25 protein-coding genes are annotated in these 22829 nt (G+C 69.2%); 18 read left to right on the top strand and 7 right to left on the bottom strand.

What is annotated here, in order from left to right; all coding sequences use genetic code 11:
- Positions 1 to 20: 20 nt before the first annotated feature.
- On the bottom strand, positions 21 to 941 hold the full coding sequence (locus LY625_RS10025) for a M14 family metallocarboxypeptidase (protein WP_233740062.1): 921 nt from the start codon (positions 939 to 941) through the stop codon (positions 21 to 23).
- A gap of 162 nt (positions 942 to 1103) precedes the next feature.
- Here LY625_RS10025 and azu point away from each other — a divergent pair, with 162 nt between their 5' ends.
- On the top strand, positions 1104 to 1772 hold the full coding sequence (gene azu, locus LY625_RS10020) for an azurin (RefSeq protein WP_233740061.1): 669 nt from the start codon (positions 1104 to 1106) through the stop codon (positions 1770 to 1772).
- 91 nt (positions 1773 to 1863) lie between these two features.
- On the opposite strand, the gene LY625_RS10015 is transcribed toward azu, so the two are convergent.
- Positions 1864 to 2385 carry a hemerythrin domain-containing protein gene (locus LY625_RS10015; protein WP_233740060.1) on the bottom strand — a complete coding sequence of 174 codons (522 nt, stop codon included), beginning with the start codon at positions 2383 to 2385 and terminating at the stop codon, positions 1864 to 1866.
- 130 nt (positions 2386 to 2515) lie between these two features.
- On the opposite strand from LY625_RS10015, the gene LY625_RS10010 reads away from it, so the two are divergent.
- The gene (locus tag LY625_RS10010) at positions 2516 to 2662 is read left to right on the top strand and encodes a hypothetical protein (protein WP_233740059.1); all 147 of its coding nucleotides are present in this window, start codon (positions 2516 to 2518) and stop codon (positions 2660 to 2662) included.
- Between the two features lie 39 nt (positions 2663 to 2701).
- Here the strand turns inward: LY625_RS10010 and yedA are convergent, their stop codons facing one another.
- Positions 2702 to 3613, bottom strand: coding sequence for a drug/metabolite exporter YedA (yedA, locus tag LY625_RS10005; protein ID WP_233740058.1), 912 nt, complete (start codon positions 3611 to 3613; stop codon positions 2702 to 2704).
- 203 nt (positions 3614 to 3816) lie between these two features.
- Between yedA and LY625_RS10000 the strand changes: the two genes are divergently transcribed.
- From LY625_RS10000 to LY625_RS13400, 7 genes are all read left to right on the top strand, one after another.
- Positions 3817 to 5406 carry a M20/M25/M40 family metallo-hydrolase gene (locus tag LY625_RS10000; protein ID WP_233740105.1) on the top strand — a complete coding sequence of 530 codons (1590 nt, stop codon included), beginning with the start codon at positions 3817 to 3819 and terminating at the stop codon, positions 5404 to 5406.
- Between the two features lie 92 nt (positions 5407 to 5498).
- Positions 5499 to 6068 carry a PAAR domain-containing protein gene (locus LY625_RS09995; protein ID WP_233740057.1) on the top strand — a complete coding sequence of 190 codons (570 nt, stop codon included), beginning with the start codon at positions 5499 to 5501 and terminating at the stop codon, positions 6066 to 6068.
- A 114-nt stretch (positions 6069 to 6182) separates the two neighbouring features.
- Positions 6183 to 6521, top strand: coding sequence for an N-acetylmuramoyl-L-alanine amidase (locus LY625_RS09990; protein ID WP_233740056.1), 339 nt, complete (start codon positions 6183 to 6185; stop codon positions 6519 to 6521).
- A complete protein-coding gene (locus LY625_RS09985; protein ID WP_233740055.1) occupies positions 6518 to 6967 on the top strand; it encodes a hypothetical protein in 450 nt (149 codons plus the stop codon). Before LY625_RS09990 ends, LY625_RS09985 begins: the two co-directional genes overlap by 4 nt.
- A gap of 71 nt (positions 6968 to 7038) precedes the next feature.
- On the top strand, positions 7039 to 7281 hold the full coding sequence (locus LY625_RS09980; protein ID WP_233740054.1) for a DUF6522 family protein: 243 nt from the start codon (positions 7039 to 7041) through the stop codon (positions 7279 to 7281).
- 98 nt (positions 7282 to 7379) lie between these two features.
- On the top strand, positions 7380 to 8150 hold the full coding sequence (locus tag LY625_RS09975) for a DUF4329 domain-containing protein (protein ID WP_233740053.1): 771 nt from the start codon (positions 7380 to 7382) through the stop codon (positions 8148 to 8150).
- 47 nt (positions 8151 to 8197) lie between these two features.
- Entirely contained in the window at positions 8198 to 8554 is a 357-nt protein-coding gene (locus tag LY625_RS13400; protein WP_255703439.1) for a hypothetical protein, read from the top strand.
- An 11-nt stretch (positions 8555 to 8565) separates the two neighbouring features.
- On the opposite strand, the gene LY625_RS09965 is transcribed toward LY625_RS13400, so the two are convergent.
- Positions 8566 to 9330: a DUF72 domain-containing protein gene (locus LY625_RS09965; RefSeq protein WP_233740052.1), complete on the bottom strand. Its 765-nt coding sequence runs from the start codon at positions 9328 to 9330 to the stop codon at positions 8566 to 8568.
- Positions 9331 to 9533: 203 nt separating this feature from the next.
- On the opposite strand from LY625_RS09965, the gene LY625_RS09960 reads away from it, so the two are divergent.
- From LY625_RS09960 to LY625_RS09935, 6 genes are all read left to right on the top strand, one after another.
- Positions 9534 to 10727, top strand: a complete 1194-nt coding sequence (locus LY625_RS09960; protein WP_233740051.1) for a serine hydrolase domain-containing protein — start codon at positions 9534 to 9536, stop codon at positions 10725 to 10727.
- A 117-nt stretch (positions 10728 to 10844) separates the two neighbouring features.
- Positions 10845 to 11834 (top strand): siderophore ABC transporter substrate-binding protein, encoded by a 990-nt coding sequence (locus LY625_RS09955; RefSeq protein WP_233740050.1) that lies wholly within the window; start codon positions 10845 to 10847, stop codon positions 11832 to 11834.
- A gap of 76 nt (positions 11835 to 11910) precedes the next feature.
- A complete protein-coding gene (locus LY625_RS09950) occupies positions 11911 to 12879 on the top strand; it encodes an iron chelate uptake ABC transporter family permease subunit (RefSeq protein WP_233740049.1) in 969 nt (322 codons plus the stop codon).
- On the top strand, positions 12866 to 13858 hold the full coding sequence (locus LY625_RS09945; RefSeq protein ID WP_233740048.1) for an iron chelate uptake ABC transporter family permease subunit: 993 nt from the start codon (positions 12866 to 12868) through the stop codon (positions 13856 to 13858). Before LY625_RS09950 ends, LY625_RS09945 begins: the two co-directional genes overlap by 14 nt.
- Positions 13855 to 14637 (top strand): ABC transporter ATP-binding protein, encoded by a 783-nt coding sequence (locus tag LY625_RS09940; RefSeq protein ID WP_233740047.1) that lies wholly within the window; start codon positions 13855 to 13857, stop codon positions 14635 to 14637. The genes LY625_RS09945 and LY625_RS09940 overlap by 4 nt, the downstream gene beginning before the upstream one ends.
- 85 nt (positions 14638 to 14722) lie before the next feature.
- Positions 14723 to 15934 (top strand): PQQ-dependent sugar dehydrogenase, encoded by a 1212-nt coding sequence (locus LY625_RS09935; protein ID WP_233740046.1) that lies wholly within the window; start codon positions 14723 to 14725, stop codon positions 15932 to 15934.
- Here the strand turns inward: LY625_RS09935 and LY625_RS09930 are convergent.
- Positions 15931 to 16260 (bottom strand): MliC family protein, encoded by a 330-nt coding sequence (locus LY625_RS09930; protein WP_233740045.1) that lies wholly within the window; start codon positions 16258 to 16260, stop codon positions 15931 to 15933. The genes LY625_RS09935 and LY625_RS09930 overlap by 4 nt on opposite strands.
- Positions 16257 to 17873 carry an amidohydrolase family protein gene (locus LY625_RS09925; protein WP_233740044.1) on the bottom strand — a complete coding sequence of 539 codons (1617 nt, stop codon included), beginning with the start codon at positions 17871 to 17873 and terminating at the stop codon, positions 16257 to 16259. The genes LY625_RS09930 and LY625_RS09925 overlap by 4 nt, the downstream gene beginning before the upstream one ends.
- Positions 17874 to 17988: 115 nt before the next feature.
- Here LY625_RS09925 and LY625_RS09920 point away from each other — a divergent pair, with 115 nt between their 5' ends.
- The 3 genes from LY625_RS09920 (at position 17989) to LY625_RS09910 (ending at position 20611) form a co-directional block, all read left to right on the top strand.
- Complete coding sequence (locus tag LY625_RS09920) at positions 17989 to 19143, top strand: DUF3667 domain-containing protein (protein ID WP_233740043.1); 1155 nt, start codon at positions 17989 to 17991, stop codon at positions 19141 to 19143.
- 66 nt (positions 19144 to 19209) lie between these two features.
- Positions 19210 to 19947, top strand: a complete 738-nt coding sequence (locus LY625_RS09915) for a GAF domain-containing protein (RefSeq protein ID WP_233740042.1) — start codon at positions 19210 to 19212, stop codon at positions 19945 to 19947.
- 28 nt (positions 19948 to 19975) lie between these two features.
- Positions 19976 to 20611: a hypothetical protein gene (locus LY625_RS09910; RefSeq protein WP_233740041.1), complete on the top strand. Its 636-nt coding sequence runs from the start codon at positions 19976 to 19978 to the stop codon at positions 20609 to 20611.
- Between the two features lie 23 nt (positions 20612 to 20634).
- On the opposite strand, the gene LY625_RS09905 is transcribed toward LY625_RS09910, so the two are convergent.
- Positions 20635 to 22812, bottom strand: a complete 2178-nt coding sequence (locus LY625_RS09905; RefSeq protein ID WP_233740040.1) for a methyl-accepting chemotaxis protein — start codon at positions 22810 to 22812, stop codon at positions 20635 to 20637.
- Between the last annotated feature and the right edge of the window lie 17 nt (positions 22813 to 22829).

Below are 22829 nucleotides of genomic sequence, written 5' to 3'. Positions count from 1 at the left end.
GGAGCCTCGCCCGTTCGACGTCAGCCCTGCGCCAGGACGAAGTCGATCGCCGCCCGCACCGCCGTCGCCTGCGCGTCGTTGCACTGCTGCGGGGTTGCCTGCGGGCTGTCGGGATAGACCTCGGTGGTGGTGACGTAGGGCGCGCCGGTGACGCTGGCGCACAGCCCGAGCCGGGCCAGCGGATAGTTGATCACCCCACGCTGGGCCAGCGGCGCGCCGATGAGGCCCCCACCCGGGTCTTCCGGCGCGATGTGGGTGACGCGCTCGACCGCGTCGATGATCGCCTTCTGGAACTCCGGCTGCGGGTTCTCGCTGTCGCCGACGAGATAGAAGCCGTCGGGGATCCTGCCCGGCTCGAAAGGCGTTCCGTCGCGCGCGGCCAGTGCCGGGCGGAACTCCGATTCGTCGGTGTCGGTGGTCTCGTGCAGGTCGATGTGCAGCAGCACCTGCCCGCGCAGGGGCTCGACCAGCGCCATCAGCGCCGCCGACTCGCCGGCGGGACTGTCGGGGCGGAAGGAACGGTTCGGGTCCACCGCATGCCGGTTCCAGCGATGGATCCGCTCATAGCCCCAGGGACTGACGGCCGGTGCGATCAGCAGGTTCACCCGCCCCGCGTACCCGGCCGCATCCTCGCGGGCGAACTGCAGCGCGCCATGCACGCCGCTGGTCTCGTAGCCGTGCACGCCGCCGGTGACCAGCACCACCGGCAGGTCGCCGCGCCAGTCGCGGCTGCGCAATGCATGGAGCGGGAACGACTCACCGTCGTAGTCCAGCTCGCCGTACTGGATGACATCGAAGCGATCACGCAGGCCGTCGATGGCCGATACCACCTCGTCGCGGTAGCTGCGCCGGCGGGACTGGCGGCCGAGCCACTCGGCCTTCTCGCTGTCGGACCAGGGGGTACCGGGCGTGCCGATCGGGTAGAAGCGCTCGCTTGCCATCATGGGTCCTGCATCGTGGGTGCACTGAATGATGGACTCCTGCCGTGGGAGGTGCCAGCGGCCGCACCGGCGTGCCCGTTCCCCGGGGAGGCGTCTTCACGGCACGCACGGGGCCGGGGGCGAATCATGGCGACCGGGTTTCACGAAGGAGGATTCCCCCACATGAACATCAAGCTCACCCTGTTGACCGCGTCCTGCGCGCTCGCCCTGGCCGCCTGTGGCGGCAATGACACGCCACCGCGCGACCGGGACACCGCCGCCACCCCGCCCCCGGTCGCTGGCGACACGGCCCCGGACAGCGCCATGGGCGCCGGCAACACGCCCCCGGCGGCGACCACGCCCCCGGCGCAACCGGCGGGCAGCACCGGAACGGCCGGCAACACGGGAACCGACACGGCGGCACCCGCAGCAGGCGCCAGCGGCAACAAGCCCGCGGCGGTCGTGAACGACTGCAGCACGACCATCGAGGGCAACGACGCGATGCAGTTTGACGTCGGCTCGATCACCGTGCCGGCCTCGTGCAGCGATTTCACCATCAACCTGCACCACAGCGGCCAGCTGCCGGTCGCGGCGATGGGCCACAACGTGGTGATCACCCGCGCCGCCGACATGCAGGCGGTCGCATCGGCCGGGCTGTCGGCCGGGGCCGACGACAACTATGTCGATCCGGATGACGAGCGGGTCATCGCCCACACCGACCTGGTCGGCGGCGGCGAGACTACGTCGGTGACCTTCGCGGCCAGCGGGATCCAGGGCAATGGGCCGTACAAGTTCTTCTGCAGCTTCCCCGGTCATTCCGCACTGATGCGGGGCACGATCCAGGTCCAGTAAGCCTGGCCCACCCCGTCACTCCACCGCACCCCGGCCCATGCCGGGGTGCGCGTGCCGGCGTCGATTCCGGCACTCGTCGCAGCAGCGACCTTCAGTGGGTCATCCGGCGACCGGCATCCTTCATCCCGGTCTTCGCCTGCGCGGCGACCATCGCTTCACGTCCCTGGGCGGACTGCTTCCACTGCTCGTAGTCCTCGTCCAGCTGCGCGCGCTCCTCCGTGGTGAACAGCTCGCGCGCCATCTTGAACATGGTCTGTTCCTCCTCCCTGGCGTGGTGCTCGACCATCTCCCCGAACACCTTGATCCGTCCCGCGAATTCGGGGGTGTCGACCTCCGCCGCATGCACGTCGGGAATCACGGTTTCCTCCACCGCCTTGTGCTCGGCGACCGCTTCGGCGTGGGTCTTGAGCCCGTCACGGTCTGCGCGCTTGCGGAACTCCGGGTAGAACACCTGCTCCTCCCACCTGGCGTGCGGCATGAAGCTCGCCTCGATGCGCTCGAGCAGGTCGGTACGCGTCTTGCGCGCGCGGTCGGTGGTGTCGTTCACCTGGTCGAACAGCTTGCGCAGTTCGTCGTGCTCGGACTTGAGTGTCTTCAGGATGTCGCGCGCCATGTCGGGATCCTCCGGTTGAATATCCCGACAGTGCTGGGCCCGCCGTTAGTGCCGCGTCGTTGCCGCCCCCCGGGGACTGCCCTGGCCCGCACGCGTACACTGGCCGTTCCACCCCACACGGAAGAGCCCATTGGCCAAGCCCAACTACTCGTTCGAAAAGCGCCAGCGCGAGATCGCCAAGAAGAAGCAGAAGGAAGAGAAGGAAGCACGCAAGCGCGCCGCCAAGGCCGCCAAGCAGGACGAGCCTGCCGCCACGGACCCCGGCCAGGGCACCTGAGCCGGCCTGCGGCCCGCCCGGCGGGGCAGGCCCGCCGTGTCAGGGCGCCCGGGGATTGAGCTTGCGCTTGCCTGAGCGACCGGCCAGGGTGATGACGGCGACGCCGGCGAGGATCACCAGCATGCCGGCGATGTCCCGGGGCCCGACGCTCTCGCCCGCCAGCACCACCCCGAACAGCACCGCCACCGGCGGATTCACGTAGGCGTAGCTGGTGGCGATCGCCGGTCGCGCATGGCGCAGCACGTAGAGGTAGGCGCTGAAGGCGACGATCGAGCCGAACAGCGCCAGGTAGGCCAGCGACAGCGTGGCCTTGAGCGTGGGTTCGGCCGGCAGCCGCTCCCCGGTTCCGAAGCCGACCGCCAGCAGCGCCACCGACGCGCACAGCATCTGCGCGGCGGTGTTCATCGGTCCCGCCGGCATGTCCTGGCGCCGGCTCCAGACAGAACCGAAGGCCCAGGCCGCCGCGGCGACCAGCAGGGCGACTGCCCCGATCCGCTCGCCCGACAGCCCGCTGCCCAGGTTCAGCAGCACCACCCCGGCAAAGCCGACCATCAGGCCCAGCGCCTCTCGCCGGGAGGGCCAGTTGCCATAGAGCCCGCCAAAGGCGGCGGCGAACAGCGGCATGCTCGACACCGCGACCGCCGCGATCCCAGAACTCACCCGCTCCTCGGCAAAGCACACCAGGCCGTTGCCCATGCCCAGCAGCAACAGCCCGGTGACCGCCGCATTGCGCCACTGCGTCCGGCTCGGCGGCGCCATCCCGCGCCAGCGCAGGAACCCGTACAGCAGCACCCCGGCGGCCGAGAACCGCAGCCCGGCCAGCAGGAACGGCGGATAGCTCTCCAAGGCGAAGTGGATGCCCAGGTACGTCGAGCCCCACACCACGTAGAGCAGGAACAGGCACAGCGGGATCAATACCCGCGGCTGCAGGCGGGGCGCAGCCGTGGGCATGGCAGGGGACTCGGGCATCGTGGGGACGGGACGGGGCAGTGGCGCATTATCCGCCGCGCGGGGGCGCGTGGCAGGTTTTTTCCGCCGACCTTGCGTCTTTTGCCGCAAACGCCGGCGGCATGACCAACGGCCCGGCGAACCTGCGTCGCGAGCGGATAAAGTCGACCGCTTCAAGCGCGCCGTCCGGGCGCCGGGGGGTCGAGATGCTGAAGCGTTGCGTGATGTTGGTGTGCCTGGGAGTCAGCGGTGCCGCGATGGCCAGCGAGCCGGTGGACCTGGACATGGTGAGCAGGATCCGCCAGGAGGCCTTCCACAACTCCCAGGTGATGGCCACCCTCACCCACCTGACCGAAGGCATCGGCCCGCGGCTGACCAACTCGCCGCAGATGGCCGAGGCCAACGACTGGACCCGTGGCAAGTTCAACGAGTGGGGGCTGGCCAACGTTCACGATGAAGCCTTCGACTTCGGCCGCGGCTGGGAATTCACCCACGCCAGCGTGCAGATGCTTGGCCCGCGCCAGCTGCCGCTGCATGCGTTGCCCAAGGCCTGGACCCCGGGTACCGACGGTCCGGTCGAGGGCGAGGCCCTGCTGGTCAAGATCGAAAAGGCCGCGGACCTTGAGAAGTACCGGGGCAAACTGGCCGGCCGGATCCTGCTGCTGAGCGAGGAGCGCGAGTACGCGCGCGGAGAGAAGCCCGACTCCCACCGCCACGACGACGCCGGCTTGGCCGAACTGCAGGCCTTCGCCGTGCCGAAGGACGAGAAGGACGACCGCGCCGAGCGGGTGAAGAAGTACACCGAGCGCCAGGAACTGGCGAAGGCCACGAACGCGTTCTTCGTCGAGGAAGGGGCCCTGGCCGCGATCAGCATCAGCGGCTGGGACAACGGCATCATCCGCGTCGGCGGCGGCGGATCGCGCAAGGCCGGCGAGTCGGCGGGCATCCCCGAGCTGGCCATGGCCGCCGAGCACTACAACCAGCTGGTGCGTGCGCTCGAGCGCGACGAGAGCGTACGCCTGCGCGTCGACGTGGACGCCCGCTTCACCGACGAGGCCGACCAGCCCGGCCACAACACCGTGGCCGAGATCCCCGGCAAGGGCCGCAAGGCCGGCGAGATCGTGATGCTCGGCGCCCACATGGACTCCTGGCACACCGGCACCGGCGCGGCCGACAACGCCGCCGGCGTGGCGGTGATGATGGAAGCCATGCGCATCCTCAAGGCCGTGGGCGCCCAGCCCGACCGCACCATCCGGGTCGCCCTGTGGAGTGGCGAGGAGCAGGGCCTGATCGGCTCGCGCGCCTACGTCGCCGACCACTTCGCCGCCTACCCCGAACCGAACGACCCGGCCCAGCAGGCGCTGCCCGGCTCGCTGCGCGATCCGACCGGCCCGCTGCAGCGCAAGCGCGACTACGAGCGTTTCTCGGCCTACTTCAACATGGACAACGGCTCGGGCCGCTTCCGCGGGATCTACGCCCAGGAGAACCTGGCGGCGGTGCCGATCTTCCAGGCCTGGCTCGAGCCCTTCCATGACGTCGGCGCGACCACCGTGGCCACCCGCAACACCGGCAGCACCGACCACATCTCCTTCGACGCGGTCGGCCTGCCCGGCTTCCAGTTCATCCAGGACCGGCTGGACTACTTCAGCAACGTCCACCACAGCCACCTGGACACCCGCGACCACATCGAGCCGGAAGACCTGAAGCAGGCCGCCGCGATCGTCGCCTCCTTCGCGTGGCATGCCGCCACGCGCGAGGAAAAGATGCCGCGCAAGCGCCTGCTCGAGCGCGAGTGACCACCGCGCCCGCACGGTGGCTGGCGGGAACCTTGCGCTAGACTTGGCCGGTCCCAGGGAAAGGACCGGCCATGACAAGGATGTGGATCGTGGTGGGCGACCCCACCAGCAGCGGCGGCAAGGTGATCACCGGCTCGCCATTCACCGACATCGACGGCAAGCCCGTCGCCCGCGTCAACGACAGCGCGACCTGCCCGAAGCACCAGGGCAGCTTCCTGATCGTCGACGGCGACACCACCACCCTCATCGACGGCCAGCCCGTGGCCCTGCATGGCAGCAAGCTGTCGTGCGGGTGCTCGGTGATGGGGGTGGAGCAGGTGCGGGTGTTTCTTGATGCTGGAGGCGGTCGCGCAGCGTCCGCAAGGCCAAAGCGCTCGATCCATGCGGCCTCCACAGGACCTGCCACCATGCAGGGACTGATTGCTGCCATGCGGCCACCCGAGGCTGCAAATGCTGCTGCAGACGACGGAACTTTCAGCGAAACCTTTATCCTCAGGTCTGCCGAGACCGGAAAGCCACTGGCTCATCGCGCCTATCGCATCCTGCGCAGTAATGGCACGAATGAACAAGGCACGACCGACCGCGCCGGCGCCACCCACCTGGTCACCAGCGGGAAATCCGAAGTGGTGCGGATCGAGCTGGGCGAAGAGGCAGCGGTATGACCCGGTTCGTGGCCGTAGGCGAATCCTCCACCCGTCCAGACAGCCAGCCTGCTCAAGCACACCCACCACGTCGGCAAAATCAAATCGCGGTGCTATCACGAAGGCACCTGTTCCATGGAAGAATCAGAGCGGATCCGGAGCTGGGGATGGGCGCCCACGAAGATCCACAATCACGAAAAAACAAAGCCTTATCCCGATCGCTTCCCGTTGAACGAAGACAGTGTCGGGATCGAAGTCGTGTCCCAATGCCTCACCAACTGTGGACCGGACGATCCTGATCAAGCCACGTGGGAAGCACCGACTGCCGAGCAGACCGAGTCGATCCGGACCCTCGTGCGAATACTGAAACGCACTTACGACCTGACTGATACGGACGTGCACGAGCACGACGTCATCTCCTACAAGAAGGGCGGAGAAGGTGCCGGCCTCTACATTCATGGTGAGGAGCCATGAGCAACCACGGGGTCGTATTGCTGGTGATCGCGTGTGCATGCGCGGGCATCGCCACATGCGCCTCAGCGGATCAGCGAGTTGGTACGGCCACAGCCGCGACAGGCGGAATTGAGGTGCTCTCTGTCGACGCGGCCCGTTATACCGGGACTTCCGATGATCCAGCGCTGGAACGTGCCTGCCACGAGTGGCGGCTCACGCCGACCCAGGTCATGCGATTTTTCCGGCTCGCAACCGAGCATGACGACGCGCCATATTCCGGTTTCTACCAGGTGTCATGCGCGGTCAGTGGCGAACTGCGAGCCGCGCAGCACGACTGGTCCTTCTCCATAGGTGGAGGGGGCACCGCGGTGTGGCGGTCCGGGAAGGAAATCCGCCACTGGGGATGCAGCGCGGCGGAATGTGCGCCTCTGGTACTCATGCCCGCCGACGGGTTCGATCCGGAATGACTGACCCAGGTCATGGCGCCCCCCATCCATGGGCGCCAGGCTGGGACCGTCACAAACCCTGGAGATCCCCGATGGGCCGCGCCATCCCCATCGACTTGAACCCCTCGCACACTGTCGAGATCGACGGCGCGCTGGTGGCTTGCGGGCTTGGCTTGGCGGTCGACGAGTTCCGGCGGCTGATGGACACGCAGCAGATCACCGTGCTGTGCGAGCGCGGCACCGGCGCGGACGAGGGGCTTTACCGGGCGAGCTTCTATCACGACGGAAAGCGGGTGCGGCTGGTGGTGGACCGCGACGGCAATCCGGTGCCCTGATCGACCCCGGGCTTGCCCGACCACGGGGTTTCCCCAGATTGCCACGACGCCCGGGAAGGGCGACAACGGTCCGCACGCCATCGTATGGACCCCTGGCCATGACCGTATCCGCAATCTCCCACGCCGCTGTTGACGCCGCCCGCGGCATCGAGGCCCTCCAGCCCCTCCGCGACAACCCGCGCTACGAAGGACTGGTCGACCGCTTCACCGCGCAGGCGGCCACGCCGGAACAGCGCGGGCAGGCCTACGACCTGATCGCCGGCTTGGAGGCCAACGGCACCCTGACCGACGAGGTGCTGGCGCAGCAGGGCGCGCAGGCGATCGCCGCCGACCGCACGATTCCGGTCAACGTCGCCGAAGTCGCGCCGCTGGTGCCGCCGGGCACCGCCCTGGGCCCGTTCCCGAGCAACGATGCGGCCGCCATCGAGATGATGAATTACTCCAACCCGCTATCCATCGAGATCAACCTCGAGAACGGCGGGCTGGTCTTCAGCAACGCGGCCGGCGAGTTCTTCGTCACCACCCCGATGCCGGGCACCCTCGACGGCTTCGACCCCAGCCAGGTGCCGCAGCCGGAGGGCATGGCGCTGGAGGCCTGCTACCACGGCCATGCCGACTACTCGAAGGCCGACGGCACCCGGACCGACAAGGACGGCGACCAGTTCAACAGCGACCACTTCTCGCAGCAGGACAAGCGCGTCGCCGACGGCGGCTACTGGGGCCCGGTGATCTACGTGTCCACGCCCAGCGGCGATTTCCGCAGGTACGATTCGGCGACCCGCCAGGACACGGTGATCCAGGAAGGCACCCGCGGCCGCGAGGACCGCCAGCCGGACCTGCCGCCGCCCGGTATCATGATTCCGGTCTGACCCGCCCCGGCGTACGCCGGTCCATCCCCTGAAACTGGACCGCCGCCTTGAAGAACCTCCTGCTTACGGGACTGCTGATCATGACCACCTTCGCGACCGCCGCCTTCGCCACCGGCACCCAGCCCATGGACACACGCGCACTTGAACTCGACGGGGCCGCCGTGCGCGCCCTCGCCACCGCCCTGCCCGCCTTCGCCGAAAAGGCTCCGGCTTCGCAGCTCGATGACTACACCGTCCACGTGAACCCGTCCCGGGACGGCGTGGTGCAGGTGGTGTTCGAACCGCGCCTGCCGGAAGGCGAACCACCCACCCTGGGCGGCAGCAACGCCGCCGGCCCCGAGGTCAACGTCTGGGTACGCACCACCGGCGGCTACGCCGTGGAGAAGGTCACCCTCGCCCGCTGATCCGGGCGGTTCTATCCGTCCACCCGATCGAGCAAGGCCTGCAGCCGCGCGGCGTCCTCGATGGCATGGCCGGCCGCGGTGTTGTCGAGGATGCACCAGGCCGGCGCCGCCGGCGCGGCCCGCGCGCGCATCGCCGCCGCGAGCGACTGCAGCGCGGCGTCGTCGTAGCGGCTGTAGTACACGCGTGGCGAGCCGTGCCAGCGCCAGTAGCGCCAACCTGCCGCGCACCCGCCCGGATGTGCCGCCGCCGGCAGCCGCGCCGGGTCGGCCGCGACCCGCGTAATCCCATACCGGTCCCAGAGGCTGTCGATGGCCGGATCGAACCAGCTGGCGTGGCGCGGTTCGCAGGCGACCGGCACCGGGGTCCGACGCCGCAGCATCGCGAAGAACGTGTCGGCCACCCGCGCATCAAACGCGAGGCTCGGCGGCAACTGCACCAGCATCCCACCCAGTTTGGGACCCAGCGCGGCGACCGGATCGAGGAACACCGACAGCGCCGTGCCCACGGCACGCAGCCGCGCCTCATGGGTGATCGAACGCGGCATCTTGACCGAGAACCGGAAGTCGTCCGGCACCGTGGCCGCCCAGCGCTCGAAGGTCCGCGGCAGGTGCAGGCGGTAGAAGGTCGAGTTGACCTCGACCACCGAGAAGCGGGTGGCGTAGCGCGCCAAGTGGCTTTCACCCTCGCCAAAAAGGGGCGCGTGGCGCGAGGGAATCGACCAGCCGGCGCAGCCGACCCGGAAAATCGGCCCGGCGGCCGGCGTCACGAGGTGCACGCCCGCAGCAGCAGGTTGAGCACGATCGTGAGGACGACCGAGGCGATGATGCCGGGCAGGCAACCGGAAGTGCGGATTCGGACTGGCATGGGAACGCGGCTCTCACCGTGGCTGCCCCTGGATACCGCGTGATCCGTCAACGTCGCATCGTCCCGGCGGGCCTTCGCGGTGGAGGCGGGGTTGCTGCCGCTACCATCGGGAACATGAACCGGTTCCTCCTGCCCGCCCTGCTTCTCCTGTCGGCGCCGTTGGCGCAGGCCGCCAGCCCCGTCGCCACTGTGCGCGTCGCCTTCGACCGCGAGGGCATTACCGCGACCGCCACCGACGGCCTGGCCGACCGGGCCACCGGCCGCGAGGTCACCGCGGACGACCCGGTGCGGATCGCCTCGATCTCCAAGCTGGTGACCGCGATCGGGGTGATGCGGCTGGTCGAGGCCGGCACGCTGGACCTGGATGCCGACGTCAGCGCGGCACTGGGATGGACGCTGCGCAATCCCGCCTACCCGGATACCCCCGTCACGCTGCGCCTGCTGCTCTCGCACCGCTCCAGCCTCACCGATGAGGCCGGCTACTGGCAGACGCCGCTGGGCGGACAGCTGCGCGGCATCCTCGATGACCCGCGCGCCTGGGACAGCGGGCATCCACCCGGGACGTACTTTCGCTACACCAACCTCAACTTCCCGCTGGTGGCGCAGATCATGGAGCGCGCCACCGGCGAGCGTTTCGACCGGCTGATGGATCGGCTGGTACTGGACCCGCTCGGGCTCGACGCCTGTTTCACCTGGACCGGCTGCAGCGACGATGCCATCGCCCGCGCAGTGGTGCTCTACGACGGCGACGGCGACCCGGCCAATGACCGGCTGGGCGGGAAGCGCCCCGATTGTCCCGTGCTCGCCGGTGACGCGGGCTGCGAGCTCGCGGCATGGCGCCCGGGCACGAACGGCGGCCTGTTCTCCCCGCAGGGCGGACTGCGGATTTCGGCCAACGACCTGGCGCGGATCGGGCGGCTGCTCCTGGGTGGGGGCGAACTGGACGGCGTGCGCCTGCTGATGCCCGCTTCGCTCCGCACCCTGGCCACGCCGCTGTGGACCTACAACGGTGATGCCGGCGCTCCCAACGGCGACACGGAGGGCGGCTTCTTCTGCCGCTATGGCCTCGCCGTCCAGACCCTCGCCACGGCGGTGGACGGCTGCCGCGACGCGCCATTCGGCGACGGTGTCGCCCGCGTGGGCCACTCCGGCTCCGCCTATGGCCTGCAATCCGGCCTGTGGCTCGACTACGACGCCGGCACCGGCGTGCTCTGGTTCGCCACCGGCATGCCGGATGAACGCCTGGGCGGGCACTCGGCCTTCAGCGCACTGGAAGAGTCCCTTGCACAGGAAGCCACGGGCCGGTGATCCCCCTTGCCCGGTCACGCGCCGGGCATTCGTTTTGACAATGATTCTCATTACCGCCGACAATTGCGCGAATCACCTGGCCCGGCCGCAACCCGGCCGGCTTAGAAAGAGGCAGTAATGAACAAGAAGATCCTGATCCTGGCCGCGCTCGTCCTCGCACTGGCCGCGTGCTCCAACCCGTCGCCCGGCGAGGGGACGGTGACCGGCAGCGCAGGAACCCCGACCGAAACCCCGGCTACCCAGGGCGAGGCCGGCCCGATCCCGGTCACCCACCGCCAGGGTGAAATCGTCCTGGAGCGGCAGCCGCAGCGCGTGGTCGTGCAGGACATCGCCGTGCTCGACATCCTCGATGCGCTCGGGGTCGACGCCGTGATCGGCGTCCCCGCCAGGGGACTGCCCGACTACCTGGCGCAGTACGGGACCGAGCCGTACCTGAAGACCGGCACGCTCCAGGAGCCCGATTACGAGGTGATCAGCGCCGCCCAGCCCGACCTGGTGATCCTCGCCGGGCGCTCCCGGACCAAGTTCTCCGAAGTGTCCGCGATCGCGCCGACGATCGACCTGTCGGTCGACAACGACAACCTGGTCGAGGGCGTCAAGGCGAACGTCACCACCCTGGGCGCGATCTTCGGCAAGCAGGAGCGCGCCGCCGAGCTCAACGCCGAGATCGACGGGAAGTTCGCGGCACTGCGCGAGCGCACCGCCGACGCCGGGACGGCGATCGTGCTGGTGACCAACGCCGGCAGGCTGGGCGTCTACGGCAATGATTCGCGGCTGAGCTGGATCTTCACCGAGGCGGGCTTCAAGCCGGTCCGCGACGAGGTCGACGACCGCTTCCACGGCGGCGACGCGGTCTCCTTCGAGTTCATCCTCGAGGCCGACCCGGCCTGGATCTTCGTCGTCGACCGCGATGCCGGGATCGGCACCAGCGAAGGCGGGGCGGCGCAGAAGCTGCTCGACAACGCCCTGGTGCACCAGACCCGCGCCTGGAAGGACGGCCACATCGTCTACCTCGATCCGGTGCCGGCCTACGTGGTGATGCACGGCTTCACCGCCGTCACCCGCCTGGCCGACCAGGTCATGGAGGCCGTCGGCGCGGGGTCCTGACATGGCCCGCGGCGACGCGGCCACGCCCGGCGGCGGCGTGGCCGCGATGCCTGTTTTGACCGTGCACGAGAATCCCATGTCCCTGCGGGCCCCGGCCCTTGCCGTCCTGGTACTGCTGGTACTGGGCCTCACCAGCCTGTTCGTCGGCGTGAGCCCGGTGCGGATCACCGCGTTGCTGTCCTCGGGCGTGGCCGACCGCGACCTGCTGGTGCTGCTGGAGAGCCGCCTACCGCGCACGCTGGCGGCGATGCTGGCCGGCGCGTCGATGGCGATCGCCGGGCTGGTGATGCAGATGATCGTCCGCAACCGCTTCGTCGAGCCGACCACCGTCGGCACCGCGGACTCGGCGGCGCTGGGCTTCCTCGCCGCTACCCTCTTGGTACCGGGCTGGCCGGTGATGGCCAAGATGGCGGTGTCGGGCTGCTTCGCCCTCGCGGGCACGGCGCTGTTCGTGCGGATCCTGCGCTTCGTGCCGCTGCGCGACGTGTTCCTGCCGCCACTGGTCGGGATCATGCTCGGCGGGGTGATCGGGGCGGTCACCACCTTTTTCGCCTACCGCTATGAACTCATGGGCACGATGCTCGCCTGGCGGGTGGGCGACTTCTCGGGGGTGCTCAGCGGCCGCTACGAGTTGCTGTGGCTCGGCTTTGCCGGCCTGGTGGTGTCCTGGATCGCGGCCGACCGCTTCACCGTTGCCGGGCTGGGCCGGGACTTCACCGTGAACCTGGGGCTCAACTACCGCCGGGTGATGATGGTCGGGCTGGTGATCGTGTCGGTCATCAGCGCCGTGGTCCTGGTGACGGTCGGCATCATCCCCTTCCTGGGACTGGTGGTGCCCAACGTGGTCAGCCTGCTGGTGGGCGACAACATGCGCCGCGCGGTGCCGTGGGTGGCCGCCGGCGGCGCCGCCTTCGTGCTCGCCTGCGACATCTTCGGGCGCGTGGTCCGGGCGCCGTACGAGATCCCGGTCAGCGTGGTCGTCGGCGTCGTGGGCAGCGGCATCTTCCTCTACCTCCTGCTGCGCAAGCGCGATGGCACTGCCTGAGTTCCGCCTTCCCGCCGTCCTGCGGCAGCCCTCGCGCCCGGTGGTGGTGATCGCCGTGCTGTCGGTGCTGGCGCTGGCCGCGATCGCCTGCTTCATGCTGGTCGGTGCGCGTGGCAACTGGGGCTTCGTGCTGCCCTTCCGCGGCGCCAAGCTGCTGGGGCTGGTGCTGGTGGGGTACTCGATCGCGGTGTCGACGGTGCTGTTCCAGACCGTGACCAACAACCGCATCCTGACGCCCGCGATCATGGGCTTCGACACGCTGTTCCTGCTGATCCAGACGCTCATCGTGTTCTTCTTCACCTCCGCCACGCTGGCCACCGTCGATGCGCGGCTGCAGTTCCTGGTGGAAGTGGTGGCGATGATCGGCTTCAGCGTGCTGCTGTTCCGCTGGCTGTTCATCGGCGGCGAGCGCAGCCTGCACCTGATGGTGCTGGTCGGCATCGTGTTCGGCGTGCTGTTCCGCAGCCTGTCCAACCTGATGCAGCGGATGATGGACCCCAACGAGTTCATGGTCCTGCAGGACAGTTTCTTCGCCAGCTTCAACACCATCGACCGCACCCTGCTGGGGATCTCCACCCTGATCGTGGTGGCGGCCTCGATCGCCCTGCTGCGCCTGTACCGCATGCTGGACGTGCTCTCGCTCGGCCGCGCGGCCGCGATCGGCCTGGGCGTGGAGTACCGGGCCACGGTGATGAAGGTATTGGTGATCATGGCGGTGCTGGTGTCGGTGTCCACCGCGCTGGTCGGCCCGGTCACCTTCTTCGGCCTGCTGGTGGCCAGCCTGGCCCATGCGCTGGCCGGCGACGGCCGGCACCGCTATGTCCTGCCCATCTCGATCCTGGTCGCGATCATCTGCCTGGTCGGCGGGCAGACGATCATGGAGCGGGTGTTCGCCTTCGGCACCGCGCTGTCGATCATCATCGAGTTCCTTGGTGGGCTCGTCTTCATCTTCCTGATCCTGAGGGGCGCGGCGCGATGATCGTCACCCGATCCCTGCAAAAGGCCTATGGCGACCACCTGGTGGTCGACGGCGTATCGCTGACCCTGCCCGCGGGCGGGGTGACCTCGATCATCGGCCCCAACGGCGCCGGCAAGTCGACCCTGCTGTCGATGGTGAGCCGGCTGCTGGCGATGGACTCCGGCAGTGTCGAGGTCGATGGCCTGGACGTGGCCCGGACGCCGTCGAACCTGCTGGCCAGGCGGCTGGCGATCCTGCGCCAGGACAACCACCTTTCGGTCAGGCTGACGGTGCAGGACCTGGTCGCCTTCGGCCGGTATCCGCACAACCTCGGGCGCCCCGGCCCCGACGACCGGGTGCACGTGGACCGCTCGCTCGCCTGGCTCGGCCTGGACGAGCTGCGCACCCGCTACCTGGACGAGCTGTCCGGCGGGCAGCGGCAGCGCGCGTTCGTGGCCATGGCGCTGTGCCAGGACACCGACTACCTGCTGCTGGACGAGCCGCTGAACAACCTCGACATCCGGCACTCCAGCCAGATGATGGAGCGGCTGCGCCGCGCCGCCGACGAGCTGGGCCGCACCGTGGTGGTGGTGCTGCACGACATCAACTTCGCCTCCTGGTACTCCGACACCATCGTTGCGATGAAGAACGGGCGCGTGCACAGCGAAGGACCGCCAGGGGAAATCATCACCGGCGAGCGGCTGTCCGACCTGTACGACACGCCGATCCAGGTGATCGAGGCACAGGGGCGCAGGATCTGCCTGTTCTACGAGGCCGCGAACCACGCCGCCGGCGGCTGAGCGGCAACCTGTCCGCCCGACCGCTCCGGGACCCGCTCCGGTGGTTCCGGGTACCCTCTCGCTCATCCCCCACCGGAGCGTCACCATGAACCTGGCCAGGCACTCACTGGTACTCGGTATCGCGCTCGGGCTGCTGGCGGCCTGCGGCGGCGAGAGCCATCCCACCCCCGCGCCCGCGCCCAGCACGGACGCTCCTGCCACCGGCATCGCCACGACCGGCGAAGGCCAGGCCGCCGACGCGCCGACCCACGCCTTCACCACCACCGAGGTGGCTCGGTTCGATGCACCGTGGGCGATGACCTTCCTGCCCGACGGTCGCCTGCTGGTGACCGAGATGGCCGGGACGCTGAAGCTCTACGACCCGGCAACGGACACCACCGCCACCGTCGCCGGCGTCCCCGAGGTCATGCACGTGGCCCAGGGCGGCCTCGGCGACGTGGTCCTGCACCCGGATTTCGACGGCAACCGGCTCGTCTACATCAGCTTCGTCGAGGCCGGCGACGGGGGCCTGATGGGCGCCGCGGTCGCCCGTGCCCGGCTGGTGGAGGACCAGGCCGGCGGCGCTGCGCTGGAGGACCTGGAAGTCATCTGGCGCCAGGTGCCCAAGAAGAGCGGCGACGGCCATTTCGGCTACCGCATCGCCTTCGACGACGACGGCATGCTGTGGATCAGCTCCAGCGAGCGCAAGGCGTTCGACCCGGCCCAGGACATGACCGGCAACCTGGGCAAGATCGTGCGCCTGAACGAGGACGGCAGCGTGCCCGACGGCAACCCCTTCGCCGATCAGGGCGGCGTGGCCGCGCAGGTCTGGTCGCTCGGCCACCGCAACATCCTTGGCATGGCCTTCGATGCCAAGGGCCGGCTGTGGGCGCATGAAATGGGACCCAAGGGCGGCGACGAGCTCAACCTGATCGAGAAGGGCGAGAACTACGGTTACCCGGTCGTTTCCAACGGCAACCACTACGACGACACGCCGATCCCCGACCACGACACCCGGCCCGAGCTCCGGGCGCCGATCATCACCTGGACCCCGGTGATCTCGCCGGCCGGCTTCATCATCTACGACGGCGACCTGTTCCCGCGGTGGCGCGGCAGCGGCTTCATCGGCGGCCTGTCGTCGATGTCGCTGGTCCGGGTGCAGTTCCAGGATGCCGGCGCCCGCGAAGCCGAGCGCTTCGACATGGGCCGGCGCATCCGCGAGGTCGAACAGGGTCCCGACGGCGCGATCTGGCTGCTGGAGGACGGCACCCGCGAGGGCAAGGGCTGGCTGCTCAGGCTGGAGCCGGAAAGCGCCTAGTTCCGGCCAGGCCGGGCGGTGCATTCGATCGGCACCATCCGTCCGATCTCCACCGTCAGCGCATCGCCCTTGCCACGGATGGTGTTGGGGCCGTTGCTGTAGATGAAGCCCGACCCGCTGACCTGCTGGGGCAGCTCGATTTCGTTGCCGTGGCGGACCAGGGTCGCCCGTTCGCGGGCCTGGTCGAAGCGCACCGACAGGGTCTCGCCATTGGTGCAGTCGAAAGCGACTTCGCGGATGGCGTCGCCGCCGGCCGGCGTGGTGGTGGTGCAGGCGGCCAAGAGGGCGGCTGACAGGGCGGTGAGGGCTGTGGGGGCGGGTTTCATTTTCTGTGATCCTTCGTGGCGGGAGAGCGGACGGGGATGGTAGCGCCGCGGCGCAGCAGCCGCCCTGCCCGACCGGCCGGCTCGCCCGCCTCCAGGGCAGGCTGGCCATTGACCACCACCAGGTCGAACCCCTCCGCCATCGCGGTGGGATCCACGTAGTCCGCATGGGCGCGGATCCCGGCTGGATCGAACAGCACCAGGTCGGCCCTGGCGCCCGGGCGGATCGTGCCGCGATCGCGCAGGCCGAGGATCGAGGCCGGCAGTGACGTCGCCTTGCGCACCGCCTCTTCCAGGCTCACGCGCGGCTGGCGGACGGCAAAGTCCTCGATCCACTTGGCGAAGGTGCCGGCGCCGCGGGGATGGCTGCCGCCCGGCGAGCCGTCGGAGGCAACCGCCACCTGCGGGTCCAGCAGCAACCGGTCCTGCAGGGCACGGTCCATCACGAAGTGCGCGGCCTGGCCGCCGCCGGGGCCGATGTCCAGCAGGGCCTCGGCGAAGGGCAGTTCCTGCTGCGCCGCGACCTGCGCCAGGGTGCGGCCGGCATGCGGCCCGGTGCCGAACAGCAAGGCCTCCGGTCCGCCGCGCTGCTCCATGCGCCGCTGCAGGTACGCGCGCAGTTCGTCACCGCGCGCCCGGCGCACCGCGTTGTAGTCGGCCGGCGGCAGCGCCCACTCGGGGAACAGGATCGCCACGCCGGTATAGCTCGCCTCGTAGGGATAGGCGTCCGCGGTCAGTGGCTGCTCCGCCCCGCGCAGCGACTGCAGGAAGGCCAGCAACTCCTCCGCCGCGGCCTCGCCCTTGCCGTAGACCATCTTCAGGTGCGAGACGTGCGCCCGTGCCGGGCCCGCCGCAACCACCAGCTCGCGGATCGAATCGCGCACCTCGTCGGCATCCTCCGAACGCATGTGGCTCATCGCCACCCCGCCGAAGCGCGCGACCACCGGGCCAAGGCTGGCCAGCTCGCGCGGCTCCGCGTAACGGCCGGGTACGTATTCCAGCCCGGTGGACAGGCCGAAGGCACCGGCACGCAGGTCCTGCTCAAGGATCGACTGCAGTGTTTCCAGCCGGGCGCCGGACGGCCGGCGCGTGCCGTCGTCGATGCCGGCGCGGCGCCGCAGCGTCCCGTGGCCGGAGAGCGTGGCGACGTTGATGTCCGGCGTGGCCCGCTCCACTGCGTCCATCCATGCTGGCAGGCTGTCCGCGGCAGTCGCCGAATCCGCCAAGGCCGGGCTGCCGCCGTCCTGCCCCAGCACCACGGTGGTCACGCCCATCGCCAGGAACGGCGTGAACGCCCCTTGCAGCGGGTCGCCGTGGGTGTGCAGGTCGATGAAACCCGGCGCCAGTACCCGGCCGCCGCCCTCCACCACGCGCAACCCGCGCGCCTGCGCGGCCGGCACCCGGCCGATGTGCTGGATGCGGTCGCCCAGCACCACCACGTCCGTGGCCTGTCCCGGCCGTCCGCTGCCATCGACAAGCAGCACGTCGCGGAACACCCAGCCCGGCACCCGCGCCTGCCGCACCGGAACCGCACCCGCCCCGAACGGCAGCAGGGCGCAGGCGCTCCCCGCGGCCATCGCACCCAGGAACCCGCGCCTGGACCAGCCCTGGCTCATGACAACCCCTCGCGTCGGCAAGGAACCTACGGTACCGCCATCCGGACGCTGGCGCCGGGCCGTGGCTGCCCGTTATCGTAGCGGCCGCCCATCGTGGCCCCGGGGAACCACCAGCGTGAGTGAGCAAGCCAGCAGGACCCATCGCGCGCCGGTCCAGTGCGAGAACTGCGCGACCGCGCTGCAGGGCGAGTACTGCCACGTCTGCGGGCAATCCGTGCACGACCCGATCCGGCACATCGGCCATGCGGTCGAGGAATTCTTCGAGGCGTTCTGGCACCTGGACGGGCGGCTGTTCCGCACCCTGCGCGACCTGTCGTCGCCGGGACGGGTGGCGATCAACTACCTGGCCGGCCACCGCGCCCGCTATATCGCGCCACTGCGCCTGTTCGTGGTGCTGAGCGTGCTCACGTTCTTCGTCGGGGCCGCCTCGGTGCATCTCGGGGAGGACGCCCTCAGGGTCGACGGCCTGGACGGAATCAACGCGGCCACCACCGTCGAAGAAGTCGAGCTTCTCCGCGACCAGGCGGTCGCCGGGATCCAGCAGGCACGCGCGGATGCCGGCAACACGCCGGGAGTCGATCCCACCCTCATCGCGGCCGAGGCGCGGATCCGCGGCGCCGCAGCCAACCGGGTGGTCGAGCTGACCGGCAGCCCGGCCACGGACGCGGCCGGGAACCCGTCGGCCGCGTCCGACCGGCCAAGGCTGCGGATCAACCTGTTCGGCCACCGGGGCGAATGGGACGCGAAGGAGAACCCGCTGGTGATCGGCTGGTGGCCGGGGTTCGCCAACGACTGGCTGAACCGCAGGATCGGCAACCTCGAGAAGAACATGCAGTCAATGGATGTCGCGGATACCGACGCCTGGCTGCAGGGAATTATGTCGGCGGCGCCATCGGCGCTGTTCCTGCTGGTGCCGGTATTCGCACTGCTGCTGAAGATCGCCTACCTGTTCACGGGCCGGCTGTACCTCGAACACCTGGTGGTGGCGTTGTACAGCCACGTGTTCCTGCTGCTCATGCTGTTGCTGGCCTTCGTGATCTCCGCGCTGGACGGCTGGTTCGGCGCAGGTGCGGCAGGCATCGCGCTGGACCTTGCACTGGCGGCCGTGCTGGTCTGGATGCCGGTCTACCTGCTGTTGATGCAGAAGCGCGTCTACCGGCAGTCGTGGTGGCTGACCGGACTCAAGTACCTGGTCATCGGCAACATCTACTTCGTGATGCTGGCGGTGGCCACGCTGCTGGTGTTCCTTGGCCGCCTGGCGTCCGCCTGAGCACCAGAGGCGGCCGGCCGCAGACCGGTATATCGTGGGTCCCCCCGCCCGAACCGTCCGGAAGCCATGCACGAGCCAAGCGCAGTGAACCCGGACGTGGCCCACATCCAGCGGATCGATGCGATACCGCGGATACTCTCGGCCGTCGCGCAGATCACCGGCATGCGTTTCTGCGCCGTGGCCCGGGTAACCGATACCCGCTGGACCGCCTGCGCGGTCCTCGACGAATCCGGCTTCGGCCTGGTACCGGGCGACGAGCTGGAGCTTGAGACCACCCTGTGCAACGAGGTCCGCCAGCACCACATGCCCGTGGCGTTCGACCGCGCGAGCACGCACCCGGTCTACTCGCAGCACCACACCCCCCGCATCTACGGCCTGGAGAGCTACATCTCGGTGCCGATCTTCCGCCGCACCGGCGATTTCTTCGGCACCCTGTGCGCGATCGACAGCCGTCCGGCGGAAGTCGAGGACCTTGCGGTGGTGAAGTCGCTGCAGCTCTTCGCCGAGATGATCGGCCTGCAACTGGAACTCGTCGACGACCTCGACGCGGCGCGCGCCCGCCTGCGCGACGCCGATTTCCGCCAGGAGCTGCTCGGCGAGACCGAACGCGACATCCGCAACATCTTCCAACCCATCGTGACCTCGCTATACCTGCTGCGGACCTCGCCCACCCTCTCCGACGAGGACCGGGTACTGGTCGAGCAGATGGAGGCGTGCTCCCTGCAGCTCACCGATCTGCTGCACCGGCAGCTGGACGTCACCGTGGAGCGGATCGAGGAGCGGCTGGCCGGCGTCCATACCTGAAGCCCGGAACCCGCAACCGGAGGACCACATGAGCTGGCTCATCGAGCACCGGCAACTGATCACGCTCCTCGTCAACGTCGGGATGCTGGTCGTGTGGATCACCTACCTGCAGGTCTTCCTCGCCGGCTTCCGGCGCCAGCGCAAGCCGACGATCCTCATCAACGTGGGCCAGAACCGCGGCCTGGACGCCCACTGTCTGGTGACCAACATGAGCGCGGAGCCCATCTACATCCACGCCCTCGTCGCCATCCTGGAGGGACCCGGGGGCGTTGTGACCTGCCCGGTCACCGAGCTCGATGGCGAGGACTGGAGCGGGCCGTCCGACCTGCGGCTGTGGACCCGGCAGGGCCCGCTCGCAAGCGCCCAGATCCGCGACATGGGCACGATGAAGGCGATCATCGACCACGCCCGGAAGACGATCTCGAACGAGGAAGGTGACCCGCAGGCGATCGCCGAGCTGCGCACGCTGGAGATCCAGGTCATCGCCGTCTACGGCTCCGAGGACCTGCCGGTCGCGGCCAGGCGCCGCTTCGACCTCGTGCGGGGCGACGACGGGGAGCCGGCGCTGCGCCCGCAAACCTACGCGGCGCGGCAGATCCGTTCGCGGCGCGAGCGCCGGCAGATCGCCCGCACGCTTGCCGACGGGCCGCCGCGGCTTATGTAAGCGGGAAGCGGTGCGCGACCGGCTCACCCGACGGCACTCTCCAACAACGCCGGGTGGCTGGCCGTGCCGCCGTCGATCCGGAACACCTCGACCGCCCGCGCCAGCCCGGTTGCCTGCCCGGCAAGTCCATTCGCGGCAGCACCGGCTTCCTCGACCAATGAAGCATTCTGACGGGTGACCTCCTCCAGGCGCTGCACGCGTTCGCCGACCTGTTCGATGCCGGCGTGCTGCTGTGCCGAAGCGGCAGTGATTTCACCCATGATCCCGGTAACCCCGTGTACCGCTCCCACCAGGCGCGCCATGGTCTCGCCGGCGCGCGACACCCGCTCCGAACCGGCTTCGACGTTGCGTACCGATTCGCCGATCAATGCCTTGATGTCGCGGGCCGCGCCCGCCGAACGTTGGGCCAGCTCGCGCACCTCCGAGGCGACCACGGCGAATCCCCTGCCCTGTTCGCCGGCCCGCGCCGCCTCGACCGAGGCATTGAGCGCCAGGATGTTGGTCTGGAAGGCAATCCCGTCGATGACTCCGATGATGTCCGCGATCCGGTGGGCGGAACCGCTGATCGCATCCATGGTCGCGACCACCTCCTGCACCACCTCACCACCATCAGTGGCTGCCTGGACCGCGTCGCGCGCCAGTTCGTTCGCCTGGTGCGCGTGCTCGGCATTGCGCCGGACCTTGTCGGTCAGCTCGCCCATGAGCGTGCTGGTCTCCTCGAGACTGGCCGCCTGCTGCTCGGTACGGCGTGACAGGTCGGCATTGCCTGCGGCGATTTCCGACGATGCCAGCTGGATCGAGCCCACCGCGGCCTGGATGTCGCGCACGATCTCGGCCAGGCGCTCTCCGGTCCCGCTCGCGTTCCTGCCGATCTGCCCGAACACGCCGGGATGGCCGGCGTCCATGCGCACTGTCAGGTCGCCCCGCGCAAGCGCGCCGAATACAGCCGAAACCGCAGCGAGGTTGTCCTCGGCCGTGGTCATCAGATGGTTGAGGTCGGAGACCATCTCGCGGAAACCGGCCTCGAAGCGGTGAGCGTCGCCACGGGCGCTGAAATCGCCCGCCGCGGCAGCCGAGGACAGGTGCTTGATCTCGGTGCTGATGGCCGTGAGGTTGTCGCGTGCGGTCTCCATCACCTCGTTCAACCGCGCCTTCTCGCCCGGCAGCGGCTCCAGGATGGCGGTGAAGTCACCGGTTCCGTAGCGCGCCAGCATTTCCGCAAGCCGCATTTTCAGGTCGATGTGCGAACCGACCAGTTCGTTGATGTCGGTTGCCATGGCGCCGTACACGCCGGGGAAGTCCTCCCGCATCCGGTGGCTGATCTGGCCGTCCTCGTGGCGTGCTGCGATCTCGCGCTGTGCATCGCAGAACTCCACCAGTTGCTGCTGCATCCGGGCCATCGCCGACAGCAGTTTCGCCGTTTCATCGTTGCCCCTGGGATGGATCCGGCTTCCCAGGTCACCAGCGCCAACCCGCCGGACGACCTCGAGTGCCTTTCGCAGGGGTTTGGCCACGCTGCGGCTGATCCGCCAGCCCAGGACTCCGCCCAACGCCAGCGCGACCGCACACAGCACCAGCATCAGCCACGCGAACTCACTGGCACCCGCGCCGGCGGTTGCGGCCAGCTCGTGGTTCTTGGCTTCCTCCAGGTCGATCAGTTCATTGATGCGGGCCAGCCAGGTGACGAATGCCGGGGCAGCCTCCCCCAGCACCAGAGCGCGTGCGGCGTCGACCTCACCCCGTGCCCGCAGTTCGCGCGTGCGCTCGACCAGCGCCAGGGTGTGCTCCTCGATCCCTCGGATCGTCTGCAGGATGCGCTTCTCCTCGGCATCGGTGTTCGCCGGATCGTCGACCATCGCGTACAGCGGGCCGGCCGAAGCCAGGTAATCGGCGGCGAGCCGGTCGATCAGCGCGTTGTTCCCGTCGACGGTTGCCTGGTCCTCGGCCAGGACGACATCGCGCAACGCGATCGAGCGGTCATGCACGCTTCCGCGGAAGTTGATCGCGTATCGCTGCTTGACGCTGTTGACCTTGCCCATGGTGGTCAGCGCGCGATCGATGTTGCGCACCTGCCCCACTCCCACCATGGTGAGCACCACCATGAGGGCCAGGACCGCGCCGAAGCCTAGCGCGAGTCGTTGCCCGACAGCCATCGTGTTCAACTGCATCGCGGTTTCCTTGCCCTGCCGGAACAGAGGCATGTACGGAGGTTTTTCCG

The sequence above is a fragment of the Lysobacter sp. GX 14042 genome, assembly GCF_021390425.1.
Taxonomy (GTDB): Bacteria; Pseudomonadota; Gammaproteobacteria; order Xanthomonadales; family Xanthomonadaceae; genus Novilysobacter.
Note: the sequence above shows the minus strand (reverse complement) of the source record. Positions and strands in the feature narration are given on the sequence as shown.

Coding starts and splice junctions, on each gene's coding strand:
- LY625_RS10025 (WP_233740062.1), bottom strand. CDS start 941: ATGGCAAGCGAGCGCTTCTACCCGATCGGCACGCCCGGTACCCCCTGG.
- azu (WP_233740061.1), top strand. CDS start 1,104: ATGAACATCAAGCTCACCCTGTTGACCGCGTCCTGCGCGCTCGCCCTG.
- LY625_RS10015 (WP_233740060.1), bottom strand. CDS start 2,385: ATGGCGCGCGACATCCTGAAGACACTCAAGTCCGAGCACGACGAACTG.
- yedA (WP_233740058.1), bottom strand. CDS start 3,613: ATGCCCACGGCTGCGCCCCGCCTGCAGCCGCGGGTATTGATCCCGCTG.
- LY625_RS10000 (WP_233740105.1), top strand. CDS start 3,817: ATGCTGAAGCGTTGCGTGATGTTGGTGTGCCTGGGAGTCAGCGGTGCC.
- LY625_RS09990 (WP_233740056.1), top strand. CDS start 6,183: ATGGAAGAATCAGAGCGGATCCGGAGCTGGGGATGGGCGCCCACGAAG.
- LY625_RS09985 (WP_233740055.1), top strand. CDS start 6,518: ATGAGCAACCACGGGGTCGTATTGCTGGTGATCGCGTGTGCATGCGCG.
- LY625_RS09980 (WP_233740054.1), top strand. CDS start 7,039: ATGGGCCGCGCCATCCCCATCGACTTGAACCCCTCGCACACTGTCGAG.
- LY625_RS09975 (WP_233740053.1), top strand. CDS start 7,380: ATGACCGTATCCGCAATCTCCCACGCCGCTGTTGACGCCGCCCGCGGC.
- LY625_RS09960 (WP_233740051.1), top strand. CDS start 9,534: ATGAACCGGTTCCTCCTGCCCGCCCTGCTTCTCCTGTCGGCGCCGTTG.
- LY625_RS09955 (WP_233740050.1), top strand. CDS start 10,845: ATGAACAAGAAGATCCTGATCCTGGCCGCGCTCGTCCTCGCACTGGCC.
- LY625_RS09950 (WP_233740049.1), top strand. CDS start 11,911: ATGTCCCTGCGGGCCCCGGCCCTTGCCGTCCTGGTACTGCTGGTACTG.
- LY625_RS09945 (WP_233740048.1), top strand. CDS start 12,866: ATGGCACTGCCTGAGTTCCGCCTTCCCGCCGTCCTGCGGCAGCCCTCG.
- LY625_RS09940 (WP_233740047.1), top strand. CDS start 13,855: ATGATCGTCACCCGATCCCTGCAAAAGGCCTATGGCGACCACCTGGTG.
- LY625_RS09935 (WP_233740046.1), top strand. CDS start 14,723: ATGAACCTGGCCAGGCACTCACTGGTACTCGGTATCGCGCTCGGGCTG.
- LY625_RS09930 (WP_233740045.1), bottom strand. CDS start 16,260: ATGAAACCCGCCCCCACAGCCCTCACCGCCCTGTCAGCCGCCCTCTTG.
- LY625_RS09925 (WP_233740044.1), bottom strand. CDS start 17,873: ATGAGCCAGGGCTGGTCCAGGCGCGGGTTCCTGGGTGCGATGGCCGCG.
- LY625_RS09915 (WP_233740042.1), top strand. CDS start 19,210: ATGCACGAGCCAAGCGCAGTGAACCCGGACGTGGCCCACATCCAGCGG.
- LY625_RS09910 (WP_233740041.1), top strand. CDS start 19,976: ATGAGCTGGCTCATCGAGCACCGGCAACTGATCACGCTCCTCGTCAAC.
- LY625_RS09905 (WP_233740040.1), bottom strand. CDS start 22,812: ATGCCTCTGTTCCGGCAGGGCAAGGAAACCGCGATGCAGTTGAACACG.